Below are 15,526 nucleotides of genomic sequence, written 5' to 3' on the forward strand. Positions count from 1 at the left end.
GTGGCCGAGGGCGTCCGGGAGGATCACGTCGAACGGCCTGGGGGTGAAGGGCGCGTACATGGCCTGATTGTCATCAGGGATTAGGCCGAATGGTGGAACAAGCTCCTGATTTCACCCGTACGTAGGGCTTTTGGGGACTTGCATCGCGCGACTCGCGTCACACCGGCGCGGGTGACCGCCAGCTCTGTTGCTTGCCGCAACTAACGCCGCTATCTTTAGTTGCACGAAACAATGGTGGATGGTGGAGTGCGATGTCGACGATTGCGAGTGACACGGCGTCAGGCAGATCGGAGCCGGGCGCCGACGGGGAGTTCACGCACCGTCAGATCATGAAGGTGATGAGCGTTCTGCTCGTCTCCCTCTTCGTGGCCTGCATATCCGGCACGGTCATCAGCACCGCGCTGCCCACGATCGTCGGCGACCTCGGGGGACAGGACCAACTCGCCTGGGTCGCGAGCGCGGGCCTGCTCACCACCACCGCGTCGACCCCGCTCTGGGGCAAGCTGTCCGACCTGTACGGCCGCAAGCGCCTGTTCCGCATCGCCCTCATCCTCTTCGCGGTGTCCTCGGCGCTCGCCGGGCTGTCGCAGAGCATGGGCCAGTTGATCGCGGCGCGCGCCGCCCAGGGCATCGGCGTCGGCGGCATCACGGCGCTCACCCAGGCGATCATGGCGGACGTCACGACCCCGCGTACCCGCGGCCGCTACTCCGGCTGGATCGGCTCGGCCTTCGGCGTCGCGACCGTCGCCGGCCCGCTCATCGGCGGCTTCCTGGTCGGCTCCGAGGCCCTCGGCTGGCGCTGGACCTTCTACGTCGGCATCCCGTTCGCGGTCGCCGCGCTGGTGATGGTCGAGCGGGTCCTCAAGCTGCCGCACGTCCGCCGCGAGGCGCACGTCGACTACCTCGGCGCCGCGCTGATCACCGGCGCGATCACCTCGGTCCTGCTGGCGCTGTCGCTCGGCGGGCAGAAGTGGGCGTGGAACTCCGGTACGACTTACACGCTGGCTGCCTTGACCGTCGTGCTCGGCCTCGGCGCGGCGTGGCAGGAGCGCCGGGCGAAGCAGCCGATCCTGCCGCCGCACCTGTTCCGCAGCCGGACCTTCCGGCTCGCCGGCACCGGGTCGTTCTTCGTCGGCTTCGCGATGTTCGGCGCGATGATCTACCTGCCGCAGTACCTCCAGATCGTGCGCGGCATGAGCCCCACGCGGTCGGGCCTGATGACGCTGCCCATGGTGATCGGCATGCTCGGCGCGTCCATCCTGTCCGGACGGCTCATCACCCGGTACGGGCGCTGGAAGGCGTTCCCGCTGATCGGCCTGCCGATGATCTCGCTGGGCCTCTTCCTGCTGGCCAACCTCAAGGTCGGTACGCCGCTCGCCCTCGCCGGCGTCTACATGCTCGTCCTCGGCGTGGGCCTGGGACTGTCGTCGCAGGTGCTCGTGCTGGCGATCCAGAACGACGTGGACCCGGACGACATCGGCACCGCGACGTCGTCGGCGTCCTTCTTCCGCTCGATGGGCGGCGCGGTCGGCGTCGGCGTGCTCGGGGCCATCCTGAGCTCGCGGCTCAGCTCCGGGATCCCCGAACTGATGGCGGAACGCCACGTCACACCCCCGCCCGGCACGGACATGGGCCACCTGCTGGGCAGCCCGTCCGCCATCCACGACCTGGACGCGCCGCTGCGCGGCGTGGTGCTGGACGGCTTCACCGACGGCTTGCACACCGTCTTCCTCACCGCGGCGCCGGTCACGCTGCTCGGCTTCCTCGCCGTCCTGGCGATCCGCGAGGTCGCGCTGCGCGGCGGACGGAACGCCAAGGAGGAGGTCGGGGCGGACGACGGCCCGCGCGGCGGAGGCGACCGCGGGGGTGAGCGTGGCGGTGAGCGCGGAGGTGACGCCGCGGATGCGGAGCCTGACGGATCGTCAGATCCGGCCGCGGCCGATCTCGCGGGACCTGTCTCGGAACGGGCCGGCGCTCGGGGCTGACAACAAGCGGTTCCGGGCAGCACAATCCTGGTAATCGGCGTACCCGTCGGTAGGCAGCGCGGCGCTGCCTGGCCCCCCACGGCCGCAGACCACCAGGAGGTCTCGTAAATGCTGAGCACGATGCAGGACGTGCCGCTCACGATCGCGAGGATCATGCGGCACGGCACAACAGTGCATGGCGCCTCCCAGGTGGTGACCTGGACCGGGGCGGAGCCGCGGCGCGCGTCGTACGCCGAGGTCGGCCGCCGCGCCGCACAGCTCGCCCACGCACTGCGCGGCCTCGGCATCACCGGCGACCAGCGGGTCGCGACCTTCCTGTGGAACAACCAGGAGCACCTGGAGTGCTACCTCGCGGTGCCGTCCATGGGCGCCGTGCTCCACACCCTCAACCTGCGCCTGCCCGGCGACCAGCTGATCTACATCGCCAATCACGCCGACGACAAGGTGCTCGTCGTCGACGGCAGCCTCGTACCGCTCTTCGCGCCCGCGCTGCCCGCGCTCAAGACGATCGAGCACGTGGTCGTCACCGGCGACGTGGACCTCTCGCCGCTGGACGGCGACCACGGCAAGACGATCCACCGCTACGAGGACCTCCTCGCCGGTCAGCCCACGGAGTTCGACTGGGACGAGGAGATCGACGAGCGGACCGCCGCGGCGATGTGCTACACGAGCGGAACGACGGGGAACCCGAAGGGCGTTGCCTACAGCCACCGTTCGACGTACCTGCACAGCATGCAGATCTGCATGGTCGAGGGCTTCGGACTCGGCTCCGGCGACCTGGTGCTGCCGGTCGTGCCGATGTTCCACGTCAACGCGTGGGGGCTGCCGTACGCCGCGATGCTCTCCGGCGCGTCGATCCTCATGCCGGATCGTTTTCTCCAGGCCGAACCGCTCGCCGAGATGATCGTCGCCGAGAAGCCGACCATGGCCGCGGCCGTCCCGACCATCTGGACCGCGCTGCTCAACCACCTCGACGAGACGCACCAGGACGTCTCCTCGCTGCGCGAGGTCATCGTCGGCGGCTCGGCCTGCCCGCCCGCGCTGATGGAGGCCTTCGAGGAGCGGCACGGGCTGCGCATCATCCACGCCTGGGGCATGACGGAGACCTCGCCGCTCGGCACCGTGGCCCGGGCGCCGGCCGGGGTGACGGGCGAGGCGGAGATGCCGTACCGCGTCACGCAGGGCCGGCTCCCCGCCTCGGTGCAGGGCCGGCTGGTCGGCCCCGACGGCTCGCTGATGCCGCACGACGGCAAGTCCGTGGGCGAGTTGGAGGTACGCGGCCCCTGGATCGCCGGCGGCTACATCAGCGGCGAGACCGGCTCGGACTCCGTCGAGGGCGACCGCTTCCACGACGGCTGGCTGCGTACCGGCGACGTCGGCACGCTCTCGGCCGACGGCTACCTCACGCTGACCGACCGCTCCAAGGACGTCATCAAGTCCGGCGGCGAGTGGATCTCGTCGGTCGACCTGGAGAACCACCTGATGGCGCACCCCGACGTGGCCGAGGCGGCGGTGGTCGGCGTACCCGACGACAAGTGGGGCGAACGCCCGCTGGCCACCGTCGTGTTGCGCGCCGGAGCCGAGACCGGGCTGGAGGAGCTCAAGGAGTTCATGGCCGGCCGCGTCGCCCGCTGGCAGGTCCCGGAACGCTGGAGCCTTGTCGAGTCCGTTCCCAAGACGAGCGTCGGCAAGTTCGACAAGAAGGTCATCCGGCGCCAGTACGGGGACGACGAACTCGACGTCGTGAAGCTGGCGTAGCCCGCTCGGAAGGCTTAGCCCCCGGTCGGGGGTGGTGAGACGAAAACCGTGGTCCCGGCGCCGAGTTGGCGTCGGGACCACGGGTTTGTGCGGCTGGATCGGTTCTTTCGCTGGCTTTCGCTGCTTTCGCGGCTTCTGCTGCTTCCGCGCTTGCGCTGCTTGGACGAGTTGCGGCGAGTTGCAGCGAGTTCCGGCGAAATCCGGCCGGTCAGACGAGCGAGGCGATCTTGCCGAGCAGGTCGACCACGCGCTGCTGGACGTCGTCGCGCGTCGAGCGCTCGGCCAGGAACAGCACCGTCTCGCCGGTCTGCAGGCGCGGCAGGTCCTCCGGCGCGATGTCGACCGTCGTGTAGACGACGATCGGAGTCGAGTGCAGGCGCTGGTTGTTGCGCAGCCAGTCGACGATGCCGAGGCGGCGCCGACGTACCAGCATGAGGTCGAGAACCACGAGGTTCGGCTCGACGCTGGAGGCCTTCGACACCGCCTCGCTCTCCGAGGTGACGTGCACGACGTCCATGCCGCGACGTACCAGCGAACCGGTGAACGCGGTGGCGATGTCGTGGTTGGCCTCGACGAGCAGGACGCGCGAGGCGTGGGCCGCACTGTCGGCCGGGGCGAGCGAGCGCAGCAGCACGGCCGGATCGGCGCCGAACGCGGCGTCGCGCGTGGCCTGCATGAGCCCGGCGGTCACGAGCACCGGGATGTGCGCGGCGGTCGCGGCGGTGCGCAGGGACTGCAGGGCGGTACGCGTGATCGGACCGGTCAGCGGGTCCACGAACAGCGCCGCCGGGTGCGCCGTGGCGTTTGCGTCGACCTCTTCGCGGGACCGCACCAGGACCGGGTCCCAGCCGCGGGCCGTGAGCGCGCTCGACGTGGGGCCGTCGGGGGAGGGCCAGACCAGGAGCCTGCGGGGGCGGCCGTCGGCGGTCGGGGCGACCATCGGCGGGTAGTTCGGGTCCACGGCGGCGAGTTCGCCGGGCGGGGGAGTGTCGACGTCGTAGCCCGCGGGGAGGTACGGGGGCTGGTGCTGTGGTTGCAGCTGCTGCGGTTGCTGCGGTTGCTGGTTCGGTGGAGCGGGGGGCGCGGGGGCGAGTTGGGCCGCTGCGGCTTGCAGGGCTTGGTGCGCGGCCTGTGCGGATTGCGCATGTTGACCGGGCTGACCGGGTTGGTCGTGCTGGCCCGGCTGGGTCGGCTGCCCGGGCTGGCCCGGGTGCGCCGGTTCGCGGACGGTGCCCGGGTGGGGCGCGGCCCCCGGGGTGCGTTGCGGAAGTTCCACGGCGGGCAGGGCGTCGCCGCCGTTGGATGTGCCTGTGCCCGTGCCCGTGCCTGCGCCCGTGCCGGGGAACGGCATGGGCACGCCTTGGCCGTCGTGCGGGGGCGCGTAGGCGTGCGGCAGCGCGTACGGTCCGCTCGTCCGGCCGTCTCCGCGGTCCTCGGGCTCGGCCCCCGGGGGCTGTTCGTGGCCGGGCAGGCCCTCCGGCTGCTGTGCGGGGGCCAGGGCACGGCGGCGGCGACCCGTGAAAGGTGCCCGCGGTGCCGCGTCGGGGGCGGGGGCTTCGGGGGCAGCGGTGCTGCTCGTACCGGCATCTGCGGCGCCCGGCGCGGGCGGAGGAGTCGGCGGCATCGGGGGGATCACCGGGGGAGCCGGCACGTTCGGCGTCGCCGAGGGGTCGGCGGGAGCGAACGGTATGTGCGGCATCAAGGCCGTGGGGGCGTCCGCCTCCGCGCCGGGGGCCTGTGGGAGGCCGGGCATGTCCAGGAGTTCGGTCGGGGCGAGGTCGGGCTGCTCGCCCCGGTCGGGCCGGTCCTGCACGCTCGTGGAGTGGCTTCCGGCGCCGGGGGCGCCCGTGCGCGACTGCGACGGTATCGCCGCGGGAGGCGTCGACATCTGGTGCCGCGCGCGTGCCATGTGCGGCGTGTGACGCCCGTTGACCTTCGCCGGTACGCCGGTTCCGGCGTCCTCGGATTCCGTCCCCGCCTCCGCGACACCGGGTTCCGCGCTGCCGGCTTCCGCGCGGTGACTTGTCGTGCCGTGCCTGGGACTTGTGGGCTGCGTACCCGTTCCGCCGCTCGGCCCGGCGCTCGTGGCGCCCGGGCCCTCGGGGGCCTCGGCGGCGCTGTCGGCGGACGGCAGCGCACGATGGGTCGCGCGGCGTCCGCCGGACGCGGGCACCAGCGGAACGCTCGGCGCCGTCCCGGGAGGCGGCGTCGACTCACCGGCCGGGAGCGCGATCGGCTTCGAGGGGGCGGGGGGGAGGGACGGGGTGGCCGGCGTGGGCGGACCTGCCGGGTTGGCAGGCTCGAGTCCGTGGCCGTTGCCGTTCCCGCGGCCTGCTGCGTTGCCGCCCGTGTTCCCGTTGCCGTTCCCGCCGCCGTCTCCGGCGCCGTGGCCTTCTCCGCCGGAGTTGTCGCCAGCGTTGTCGCCGCGAGCGGCTGGCAGCCGAGGTGCCGAACCCTCGCCACTCGCGGGGGTGTTCTTGTCCGCCGCCTCGGCGCTCTCGCCGGTCCTGGGCCGCCCGTCGGCGCCGTCGCCGGCCCCCGGCTTCCGCGCCGCGTCCTGCTCCGGCTTGGCGCCGGGCTTGGCCGCGGCGGTGCCGGGGCGTACGGCAGGTGAGGTCCGGGCGCGTTTGCGGGCGCGGGCGCGTACGTCCTTGCCCTCCTCCGCGGCATCCTGCGGACGTGCCTTTGCGGCGGCCTCGTCGTCGGCCGGGAGTTCGACCACGTACGTGCTGCCACGCCCCTCCACCGCATGTGACTCGACCGTGCCGCCGTGCGCCTCGATCACCGAACGGGCCAGCGGCACATGGACCGAGCTGCCGCGGCTTGCGGGGCCGCGTACCTCGATGCGCGCCATGCCGTCGCGCTCCGCCGCCGCGACGACGACCGTCGAGCCCTTGGGGCCGGCGCCGACGGTGTCCGCGATCAGATGGCCCAACGCCCGCGTCATCGCGTCGACATCGACCTGCACGCCGACGGCCGCGGCCGTCACCGTGAACTCGACGCCTGCGGCGCGTGCCGGATAGGTCACCGTCTCCAGCGCGCGGTCGAGCAGGTCGTCGACGGTCGCGGCGGTGCGCTCGACACCGTCCTTCTTCTCCCCGCGCTGGTGCTCCAGCACCTCGCCGGTGAGGCCGACCATCTCCTCGAGTTCGCCCGCGACTTGGCGTACCACGCGGCGCGCGCTCGGTCCCAGCTCGCCGATGCTGCCGTCGGCCAGGGCCTTCAGGCGCGCGCGGGACGCCTCGATCCGTACCAGCAACTCGGCGTCCAGCAGCTCCGCCAACTGCTCGCGGTGCTCGGCCAGCGTCCGTTCGCGCGACGTGTCGGTGAACGTCATCACCGCACCGACCACGGCCTCGCCCAGCAGAATCGGTGCCGTCGTCATCTCGACCGGGACGGCCTCGCCGTCGCCGCGCCACAGGACCTGGTCCCGCAGCCGCTGCTTGCGGCCGGTCTTCAGGGTCACCAGCGCGGGGCACTCGTCCGCGGGCATCGGCGTGCCGTCGGCCTTCTTCGGCTGCAGGAGCTCGTGCAGCGACTTGCCGCCCAGATCGCTCGCCCGGTGCCGCAGTATGCGCGCCGCCGCGGGGTTGACCAGCACGATCGAACCCTCGGCGTCGATCCCGACGATGCCCTCGGACGCGGCCCGCAGAATCATCTCGGTCTGCCGCTGCTGCCGCTGCAACTCCGACTCGACGTCCACCGAACCACTCAGATCACGCACTACGATCATGAGCAGTTCGTCGTCGTACGCCCCGGGCAGGTTCGCGCTCGTCACCTCGACCGGCATCAGCGAGCCGTCGGTACGCCGCGCGGTCATCCGGGTGGGCTTCGTCCGCGTCTCCGACGTGTCCATGGCACGCACGGACCCCGGAATGCGGCTGCGGTCGAACGTCGGCAGCAGGTCCAGCAGTCCCCGCCCCACGATCGGCGTGCCCGGGGCCTCCAACGCCTCCAGCGCCATCGCATTCGCGTTGACCACCGTGCCGTTGCGGTTCACCAGCAGGAGCGCGTCAGGCAGGGCGTCGAGTATGGCGGCGAGGCGAGCAGCGCCTCGGGATGGCCTGCTGCTCACGAAGCGCGTACCTCCTCAACGTCCCCTGGACTGTGCCGACGGCCCATCCTGCCCGTCCCCCCGGAGGCATGTCACGACCGACTATCGCATTCTTTTTGCCCCAGCGTTGACCGGGCGGGTAATCTATCCGCCGTCGGGATACACCGATGGAGGCTTCGCCTAGTCTGGTCTATGGCGCCGCACTGCTAATGCGGTTTGGGTAACCAACCCCATCCCGGGTTCAAATCCCGGAGCCTCCGCACTTCAACGGCCCGTCCGGTCCAACCGGACGGGCCGTTCTGCGTCCCTGCCCGGACCCCTCCGTAACCACCCAGCCACCCCCAGCACCCGGGCAACCCCCTTTTGCCCCGACCATCCCCCTCCATCCGCTTCGCCCCTTCGCCCCTCCCGCCATGTGATCTATGCCGCACAACCCCCACCTTCGGCCCACCCAGACCAAACCCCCCTTTTCGCTCTCAGCGAACACCCACACCCGACCCCCACCCCAACTCCACCCACCCCCGCCCTCACCCCTTTCCCTTGCCCACCCCCTCGCCCACTCTCGCTACACCCCCCTCCCCCAACCCGCCCCCCGACACCACCCCCGCAGACCCGCCTCCCGCAGACTCCGACCCCCGTCGACCTCCCTCCCCCCAAACCACCCCAAATTCCCCCTCCCGCCCCCAGTCACACAATCGATTTCAGCCCCGGCGCCGGATCCTGTATTGTTCTTCTCGGTTCACCGACCAGCGCTCGTAGCTCAACGGATAGAGCATTTGACTACGGATCAAAAGGTTGCAGGTTCGAATCCTGCCGAGCGCACAGCAGCTCAGAGGCCCACTCGATCAGTCGAGTGGGCCTCTTGCTTTGCGTGGGAGCCAACTTGGGAGCCAACCTCGGGAGTTGGGCTCCCGAGCCTCTTCGGGACCCTGGTTTTTGGGAGCCGAGCTACGTCCGCGCCCTGTGACGTTGTGCCGCCGAGGGCCCGATTTCATGGGCGTCATGAGGACAGCCCCGAGGGACACCGCCGCGGTTCGCTTGTCCCCTTCGACCAGGTGCGCCCGTACACGTCCTGCGCGGACGCCTCGCCGCCGCGGCCCCCGACGGCATCGACCTGACGCTGGAACTGGTCGGCGGCGACCACCTGGAAGCGGCCATCGCCGCCGCGCGCCCCGGCGGCCGGATCGGCCTCATCGGCGCCATCAGCACCTACAACGCCGCCGGCCCGATCCCCGCGCCCACGAACCTCTTCCAGGCGTACGCCAAGGAACTCACCCTGCGCGGACTGCTGATCACCTCGTTTTTCCCGCTCGCGCCCGAATGGATCACGAAGGCTTCCGGCTGGCTCGCGGACGGCACCTTGCGCACCGAGCAGACCGTCTACGACGGCCTCGACCAGGCACCGGCGGCTTTCCTCGGGCTGATGCGGGGAGCCAACGTCGGCAAGATGCTCGTACGCCTGGCTCCCTGACCGCCCAGGTCGTGACCACGGGCCTGACCTGCCGACACGCGGGTGCCAGTTCGGATGAGGCCGGGTCGTGCGCCTTGGCCGACGGGAGGTCAGGAGGTCGCGGCCGAGGGCGGGTTGCTTGACCCGTAGCGTCTACTTTGGCCGTGGGTGGGGGCTTGATCGGGCAGCGCGGGGATGGTCGGTACGCTGCCGAAATGACGGGGCGTACTGCGACAGTCGTCGGTGGTGGGATTGGTGGGCTGGCGGCAGCTCTGGCCCTGACGCGCCGCGGGTGGCGGGTCGAGGTGTGGGAACGCGCGGCCGAGTTCACCGAGATCGGGGCCGGGTTGTCGCTGTGGCCGAACGCGCTGCATGCGCTGGCGGCGCTGGGTCTCGACGGGCAGGTCCGGGATCTGGCCGCGGTGGAGGCGGGCGGCGGCGTACGCGACCGGGCGGGGCGGTGGCTGAGCCGTACCGACAACTCCGAGCTGGAACGCCGGTTCGGCATGCCGCTGGTGGTCCTGCACCGCGCCGACCTGGTCCGGGCCCTGGCCGAGGCGCTTCCGCCGGGGACACTGCGGGCGTCGTCCGAGGTCACCGGGATCCGGGACGACGGCGACGGCGTCGTGGTCGAAGGTGGCGGCATCCGGCGGGTGGACCTGGTGGTCGGCGCCGACGGGTTGCACAGCACGGTTCGCCGGTTGCAGTGGCCCGAGGCGGCGGCGCCGCGCTATGCGGGCTACACGGCTTGGCGCATGATCACCGAGCCGATGCCCACGCCGGTCGGCGACGGTGCCGCGACGTGGGGGCGGGGTGAGCGGTTCGGGTTCACCGCGCTCCCGGGCGGGCGTTTCTACTGCTTCGGCACCGCGACGGTGCCGGCCGGCGGCAAGGCACCCGGCAGTGAGCGGGCCGAGGTGCTCCGGCGGTTCGGGGGCTGGCCGAAGCCGATTCCGGACCTGCTGGCCGCGGTGCCGGAGAGCGCGGTGCTCCGGCACGACATCTACGATTTGCCGCCCTTGCCCGACTACGTGCGCGGCCGGGTGGCGCTGCTGGGTGATGCCGCCCACGCGATGACGCCCAACCTGGGGCAGGGGGCGTGCCAGGCGCTGGAGGACGCCGTGGTGCTGGCCGCCTCCCTGGACGCCGCCCCCGACATCGACGCCGCGCTGGCCCGCTACGACCAGGCGCGCAGGTCGCGGACCCAGATGGTCGTACGTCGCTCCGCGCGCATGGGCACGATCGGCCAACTGGCCTGGCCCCCCGCGGTATTGGGCCGCGACCTCGCCGCCCGACTCACCCCCGCGGCGCTGACTCTCCGCTCGATGACGCCGATCCTGGGCTGGCGGCCCTGATGCCGGACTGGACGTACCAGCCGCTGCGCGGCATAGCCGGGTCCGTGCTCGGAGTCCGCCGCTCGCAGCGTACGGCGCTGCGGATGCTGGGCAGGTTGTCGTCGCGGCCGGTCGGACGGTGGTTCGTCACCAGGGCGTTCGGCCACCGTCCGCCTCCTGCCGAACTCGCCGGCTCGGTGGCCGGCATCGCGGTGGCGAACCGACTGGGGGCGATGGTGCCGCCCGAGGTGGCGTACGACGCCGTGCGCGCGCTGCCCACCCAGGGCGCCGGGCTGATCGTGGTCGCGCCGGTGGGTCTGTCCGATGTCGACGCGGTACGGGCGGCCGCTGTAGGCCGACGCGTTCCGGTGCTGGTGCTGACGGACGCCCCAGAGGTGTCGGCCGCGCTCGGGCCCTACGTCGACGGCGTGCTGTGCGACGACGCGGAGTTCGTCCGCCTGACCTCTCCGGTGGTCGCGGACGCGCTGGACGCGCTGGAGGACGAGACCAAGGCGGTGCTCGCGGCCCCGGCGGTGCTTCTGGACGCCGGACCCGGCTGGTTCCAGCGGGTCGCCGAAGCGGCCACACCCACCTGGCCGACGCCGCGCCTCGCCGACGTCGGACCCGACCCGCAGCGCTGGCCGGCGTGGTGGTGGGGAGTGTGCGTGGGGCTCGGCATGATCGGCGCGGGGCTGGGCGCCGCCGCCATCACCCTGGGCCCCGTACTGCTCTGGTACGACCGCGACTACCTGGGCATCGACCGCGGCCATCTGCACGGCGTCAACCACCACCTCGTGTCGTTCCTGCAGCACGACCGGATCACCATGGCGGCCACGATGGTGGCGATCGGCATCCTCTACACCGGCCTTGCCTACGGCGGGATCCGGCACGGCTGGCCCTGGGCCCGGAACGCCTTGCTGGCCTCCGGGTTGATCGGCTTCCCGACACTGCTCTATTTCCTCGGCACCGGCTTCGTGGAGCCGCTGCACACCGCGGTCGCGGTCGTCCTGTTCCCGATGTTCCTGGCCGCGGTGTGGCGTGCGCCCGCCCGCCCGCGGTGGACGATCCTGCCGGACGGGCCGGAACACGAGCGGCGCCGGGCACTCACCGGCCAACTCCTCATGATCACCACGGGGGTGGGTCTGTTCATCGGCGGCGCGGTCGTCTCCGTGGTCGGCCTGACCGAGGTGTTCGTGCCCAGCGACCTGGTCTTCCTGGACACGACCTCCGACGAGTTGGAGACCGCGAACCCACGCCTGCTCTCCTTCATCGCGCACGACCGCGCGGGCTTCGGCGGAGCGCTGATGGCGGCCGCGGTCGCCATCGTCATGGTGAGCGCCTGGAGTTGGCGCCGCGGGGCGACCTGGGTCTGGTGGTCGCTCGCCCTGTCGGCGATCGTCGGATTCCTCCCTCCGGTACTCGTGCACTCGCACATCGGCTACACCGACTTCCTGCACCTGGCCCCGGTCTACATCGGCATGCTGCTGTCCGCCATAGCCCTCTACCTGGCACGGCCCTACCTATGCGCCCGCCCGGTCGAGTCGAAGGACAGCGTCTCGGTGGGATCCGCGGGCCGCAGAGGTCCGTCATCGTGAGCGGGTGCCTCTGGGGTGATATCCGCAGGCGAGGAGGGCGTCGACGAATGCTGCGGCTTGCTCTCGGGCAGGGTCGGGGAGGGTACGCACGGCGGCGTACACGTTGCGGGTCGGCGGGTCGGTGAGCGAGCGGACGGCCAGGTCCGGGCGCAGCGAGGGGATCAGGAGGCTCGGCGCGAGGGCCACGCCGTGGCCGGCGGCGACGAAGGCCTGCTTGCCCAGCCAACTGCCGCACTCGATGTCGATGCGCGGCGCAAAGCCCGCTCGCGCGCAGGCGGCGGTGAGGACGGAGGCCGCGCCCGCGTAGTCCTCGACCCAGGTGTCGTGCGCGAGTTCGGCGAGGTCGACGGTGTCGGCATTGCGGTTGTTGTCGGAGTTGCGGTCGCCGGTGGCGAGCGGGTGGTCGGCGGGCAGCAGGCACACGAGGGCGTCGTCGAACAGGTGCGTCATCGTGAGGCCGTCGTGTGCGGGTACGCCGGGCGGGTAGTCGGTGACGACGGCGACGTCGAGGTCGCCGTCCAGCAGGCGCGGTAGCAGGGTCGGGGTGACGTTCTCGGTGAAGGCGACGCGTACATGCGGGTGTTCGGCCGTGAAAGCGCTCAGCGCGTTCGGCAGGAGACCGGCCGCGACCGAGGGGACGGCGCCGACATGGAGGCGGGTGACCGCGTACGTGTGCGAAGCGGCGACGTCGCGTTCGGCGCGTTCGAGGCGGCGCAGGATGAGGACGGCGTGGTCGAGGAGCGCCTCGCCGGCCGGGGTGGGGCGTGCGCCGCGCGCATGCCGCTCCAAGAGCGCGGTCTTGAGCTCCGCTTCCAGACCGGCGATCTGGCGTGACAGCGCGGACTGGCTGTAGCCCAGGTTGAGCGCGGCCGCACTGATCGAGCCTTCGCGGCAGACCGCGCAGAAAGCTCGGAGCCCGGGGATGTCCATGGCCGTCAGTGTAGACACACATATGCACAGAATGCATGGCTGACCTGCGAGATATGCGCTGGTGAGATGGGCGGCGAGCGGGCGAGCATGGCCGTATGACATCCGCACTGCTCACCCACATCAGCGCGCCCGAGGGCGTCGCGCCCGGCACCGGATACACCCACGTCGTGGTCGGTGCGGGACGGTTCGCCGCGATCTCCGGCCAGGTCGCCTATGACGAGAACGGCAAGCTCGTCGGCCGAGGCGACCCGGAAGCGCAGACGCGACAGGTGTTCGAGAACCTGCGCCGCTGCCTTGCCGCCGTCGGCGCGACCTTCGACGACGTCGTGAAGCTCACCTACTTCGTGACGGACTTCGACCACATCGGCATCGTGCGCACGGTCCGCGACGAGCACGTCGACACCGGGCGGCCGCCCGCGAGTTCCGCGGTGCAGGTCGTACGCCTCTTCGACCCGGAACTGGTCATCGAGGTCGAGGCGCTCGTACTGCTCCCCGACGCCGAGGCGGGTGACCGGTGAAGGTCTCGCGGTTCGGCGGCTCTTCGAGGAAGCGGCGGACGCGAACGGGGAGTCGGACACCGCATGCCTCCCGTCCCGAGCAGCCGCGAAAAAAGAAGTCCTCCGCGGAGCGATGAGTCCCGACAGTGCCGCCGGTCTAACCCTTCGACAGCACGGACAACATGCGAATCCCTCGGAGGATGAGATGGCCACCACGATCAACACCCAGGCAGCAGTTGGCACTTCGCGCCGCGCGACGAGCACGGCTGGACCGGTCTGGAAGGTGGCGAGCCTGGCCTCGCTGGGCGGGCTCGCGGTCGCGGGAATCTACGAGGCGATCGTGCGCGCCGCCGGCGTCTCGTTCGAGATGGGGGCTTCGGCCGCGGACTCCAAGCCGGTCCCGGCGGGCGGCTTCGTCGGGTTCACCGCGATGGTCGCGGTGGCCGGCATCCTGTTCGCGGTCGCGGTGGCGCGGTGGGCGAAGCGCCCGGGACGCACGTACGCGGTGACCACCTGGGCCGTCGTGGCCGCTTCGCTGGCCCTGCCCTTCCTGCCGCCGTACATGGACGGTGACACGCGCTTCGTGCTCGTCCTCTCGCACGTGGTCGTCGCGGTCGCGGTCATCCCGGTGGTCGCCAAGCGCCTCGACCGGATCGAGCGGTGACCCAAGCCCCCGCCCCCGCACAACCGACCCCCCAAAGAACGGCCCCGGGACACCAACCCCGGGGCCGTTTCGTATTCGACGGCCGTACTCCGTGGTCACGGGTGACTGGGTGGTGGCCGGATTCTTTTGGGGGGTGGCTGTTGGGCCACTCGTTGGGTGGGGTGGTGGGGGGCAGGGTTGGTGCTGCCGGATCGAGCTGCGGTCGGGCGGGGCCAACTTGGCGGGGAAAGAAGGAGACGGCGATGACGATGCGCGCGATTGGTCAGGACACGTTCGGTGGGCCGGAGGTCCTGCGGGTCGTCGAGGTTGAGCGGCCGGTGCCGGGGCCCGCGGAGGTGTTGGTGCGGGTGCACGCGGCGGGGGTGAATCCGACGGACGTGTGGCACCGCGCCACCGGCGGACTCGCCGGCGACGCGGCGCCGATCCGGCTCGGGTGGGACGTGTCGGGGGTGGTCGAGGCCGTCGGTATCGGCGTCACGCTCTTCCGGCCGGGGGACGAGGTGTTCGGCATGCCGCGCCATCCGGTTCCGGCCGGGACGTACGCGGAGTACGTCACTTCGCCCGCCCGCCACCTGGTCCGCAAGCCGGCCGCGCTCTCGCACGTGGAGGCCGCGGCCCTGCCGCTCGCGGCGCTGACCGCGTGGCAGGCACTGGTCGATGTGGCGGGTGTCCGCGAGGGGCAGCGGGTTCTCGTGCACGCCGCGGCGGGCGGTGTCGGGCACCTTGCGGTGCAGATCGCGAAGGCGCGCGGGGCGTACGTGATCGGGACCGCTCGCGGGGCAAAGCACGGGTTCCTGCGCGAGGTCGGTGCCGACGAAGCCGTCGACTACACGCAGGTCGACTTCGCCGAGGAGGTGCGGGACGTGGATGTCGTCGTCGACGCGATCGGCGGCGAGTACGGTCCGCGCTCGCTGCGTACGCTCCGCCCCGGCGGGATCGTCGTCTCCCTCGCCTCACCCGCCGAGGCTCGCCTTGCCGAGCAGGCCGAGCCGCTGGGCCTGCGTGCCGCATTCATGGCGGTGGAAGCCGACAACGCGGGTATGCGAGAGGTCGCGGCGCTGGCGGAGAGCGGTCGGCTGCGGCCGCGCGTCGACACCGTGCTGCCGCTCGAACACGCCGCGAAGGCCCATGAGATCGCGGAGAGCGGGCGGACCACCGGCAAGATCGTGCTCTCCGTGGTGGATTAGGCACGCCTCGACGTCGCTGCCGCCTTTGTCGCCCGGACCGTTCCGGAAGTTGCTTCGACCTGTTGGAGGCCA

General features: G+C 71.7%; 10 protein-coding genes and 2 tRNA genes. 10 read left to right on the forward strand and 2 right to left on the reverse strand.

The genetic code is table 11. The features are described 5' to 3' along the window. Nucleotides 1-251: 251 nt before the first annotated feature. Together AB0C36_RS08345 and AB0C36_RS08350 are read left to right on the forward strand one after the other, a co-directional pair. Nucleotides 252-1,985 carry an MDR family MFS transporter gene (locus AB0C36_RS08345; protein ID WP_358351089.1) on the forward strand — a complete coding sequence of 578 codons (1,734 nt, stop codon included), beginning with the start codon at nt 252-254 and terminating at the stop codon, nt 1,983-1,985. Nucleotides 1,986-2,093: 108 nt separating this feature from the next. After that, nucleotides 2,094-3,743 (forward strand): long-chain fatty acid--CoA ligase, encoded by a 1,650-nt coding sequence (locus tag AB0C36_RS08350; protein WP_358351091.1) that lies wholly within the window; start codon nt 2,094-2,096, stop codon nt 3,741-3,743. A gap of 208 nt (nt 3,744-3,951) precedes the next feature. Here AB0C36_RS08350 and AB0C36_RS08355 read toward each other — a convergent pair whose 3' ends face one another. Beyond that, a complete protein-coding gene (locus AB0C36_RS08355) occupies nt 3,952-7,818 on the reverse strand; it encodes a PAS domain-containing protein (protein ID WP_358351093.1) in 3,867 nt (1,288 codons plus the stop codon). Between the two features lie 148 nt (nt 7,819-7,966). Here AB0C36_RS08355 and AB0C36_RS08360 point away from each other — a divergent pair. From AB0C36_RS08360 to AB0C36_RS08380, 5 genes are all read left to right on the forward strand, one after another. Then, a tRNA-Ser gene (locus tag AB0C36_RS08360) sits at nt 7,967-8,057 on the forward strand. Nucleotides 8,058-8,546: 489 nt separating this feature from the next. Beyond that, nucleotides 8,547-8,619: transfer RNA gene (locus AB0C36_RS08365), tRNA-Arg, on the forward strand. Between the two features lie 250 nt (nt 8,620-8,869). After that, nucleotides 8,870-9,268 carry a zinc-binding dehydrogenase gene (locus tag AB0C36_RS08370; protein WP_358351320.1) on the forward strand — a complete coding sequence of 133 codons (399 nt, stop codon included), beginning with the start codon at nt 8,870-8,872 and terminating at the stop codon, nt 9,266-9,268. Nucleotides 9,269-9,462: 194 nt separating this feature from the next. Beyond that, on the forward strand, nt 9,463-10,602 hold the full coding sequence (locus AB0C36_RS08375) for an FAD-dependent monooxygenase (protein WP_358351095.1): 1,140 nt from the start codon (nt 9,463-9,465) through the stop codon (nt 10,600-10,602). Beyond that, nucleotides 10,602-12,176 (forward strand): hypothetical protein, encoded by a 1,575-nt coding sequence (locus AB0C36_RS08380; RefSeq protein WP_358351098.1) that lies wholly within the window; start codon nt 10,602-10,604, stop codon nt 12,174-12,176. The genes AB0C36_RS08375 and AB0C36_RS08380 overlap by 1 nt, the downstream gene beginning before the upstream one ends. Here the strand turns inward: AB0C36_RS08380 and AB0C36_RS08385 are convergent. Then, nucleotides 12,168-13,106 carry a LysR family transcriptional regulator gene (locus tag AB0C36_RS08385; RefSeq protein ID WP_358351101.1) on the reverse strand — a complete coding sequence of 313 codons (939 nt, stop codon included), beginning with the start codon at nt 13,104-13,106 and terminating at the stop codon, nt 12,168-12,170. The genes AB0C36_RS08380 and AB0C36_RS08385 overlap by 9 nt on opposite strands. Before the next feature lie 95 nt (nt 13,107-13,201). Here AB0C36_RS08385 and AB0C36_RS08390 point away from each other — a divergent pair, with 95 nt between their 5' ends. The 3 genes from AB0C36_RS08390 to AB0C36_RS08400 all read left to right on the forward strand — a co-directional run bounded on the left by AB0C36_RS08390 (nt 13,202) and on the right by AB0C36_RS08400 (nt 15,454). Beyond that, nucleotides 13,202-13,624 (forward strand): RidA family protein, encoded by a 423-nt coding sequence (locus tag AB0C36_RS08390; RefSeq protein ID WP_358351103.1) that lies wholly within the window; start codon nt 13,202-13,204, stop codon nt 13,622-13,624. A gap of 184 nt (nt 13,625-13,808) precedes the next feature. Continuing rightward, nucleotides 13,809-14,267 (forward strand): DUF6069 family protein, encoded by a 459-nt coding sequence (locus AB0C36_RS08395; protein WP_358351106.1) that lies wholly within the window; start codon nt 13,809-13,811, stop codon nt 14,265-14,267. Between the two features lie 248 nt (nt 14,268-14,515). Then, entirely contained in the window at nt 14,516-15,454 is a 939-nt protein-coding gene (locus AB0C36_RS08400) for an NADP-dependent oxidoreductase (protein WP_358351323.1), read from the forward strand. Nucleotides 15,455-15,526 lie beyond the last annotated feature (72 nt).

Source organism: Streptodolium elevatio, from assembly GCF_040649515.1.
In the GTDB taxonomy this organism is placed as follows: domain Bacteria; phylum Actinomycetota; class Actinomycetes; order Streptomycetales; family Streptomycetaceae; genus Yinghuangia; species Yinghuangia elevatio.

Bases quoted from the DNA above. Each gene is read 5' to 3' on its own strand.
- AB0C36_RS08345 (WP_358351089.1), top strand. From the start codon at position 252: ATGTCGACGATTGCGAGTGACACGGCGTCAGGCAGATCGGAGCCGGGC.
- AB0C36_RS08350 (WP_358351091.1), top strand. From the start codon at position 2,094: ATGCTGAGCACGATGCAGGACGTGCCGCTCACGATCGCGAGGATCATG.
- AB0C36_RS08375 (WP_358351095.1), top strand. From the start codon at position 9,463: ATGACGGGGCGTACTGCGACAGTCGTCGGTGGTGGGATTGGTGGGCTG.
- AB0C36_RS08380 (WP_358351098.1), top strand. From the start codon at position 10,602: ATGCCGGACTGGACGTACCAGCCGCTGCGCGGCATAGCCGGGTCCGTG.
- AB0C36_RS08385 (WP_358351101.1), bottom strand. From the start codon at position 13,106: ATGGACATCCCCGGGCTCCGAGCTTTCTGCGCGGTCTGCCGCGAAGGC.
- AB0C36_RS08390 (WP_358351103.1), top strand. From the start codon at position 13,202: ATGACATCCGCACTGCTCACCCACATCAGCGCGCCCGAGGGCGTCGCG.
- AB0C36_RS08395 (WP_358351106.1), top strand. From the start codon at position 13,809: ATGGCCACCACGATCAACACCCAGGCAGCAGTTGGCACTTCGCGCCGC.
- AB0C36_RS08400 (WP_358351323.1), top strand. From the start codon at position 14,516: ATGCGCGCGATTGGTCAGGACACGTTCGGTGGGCCGGAGGTCCTGCGG.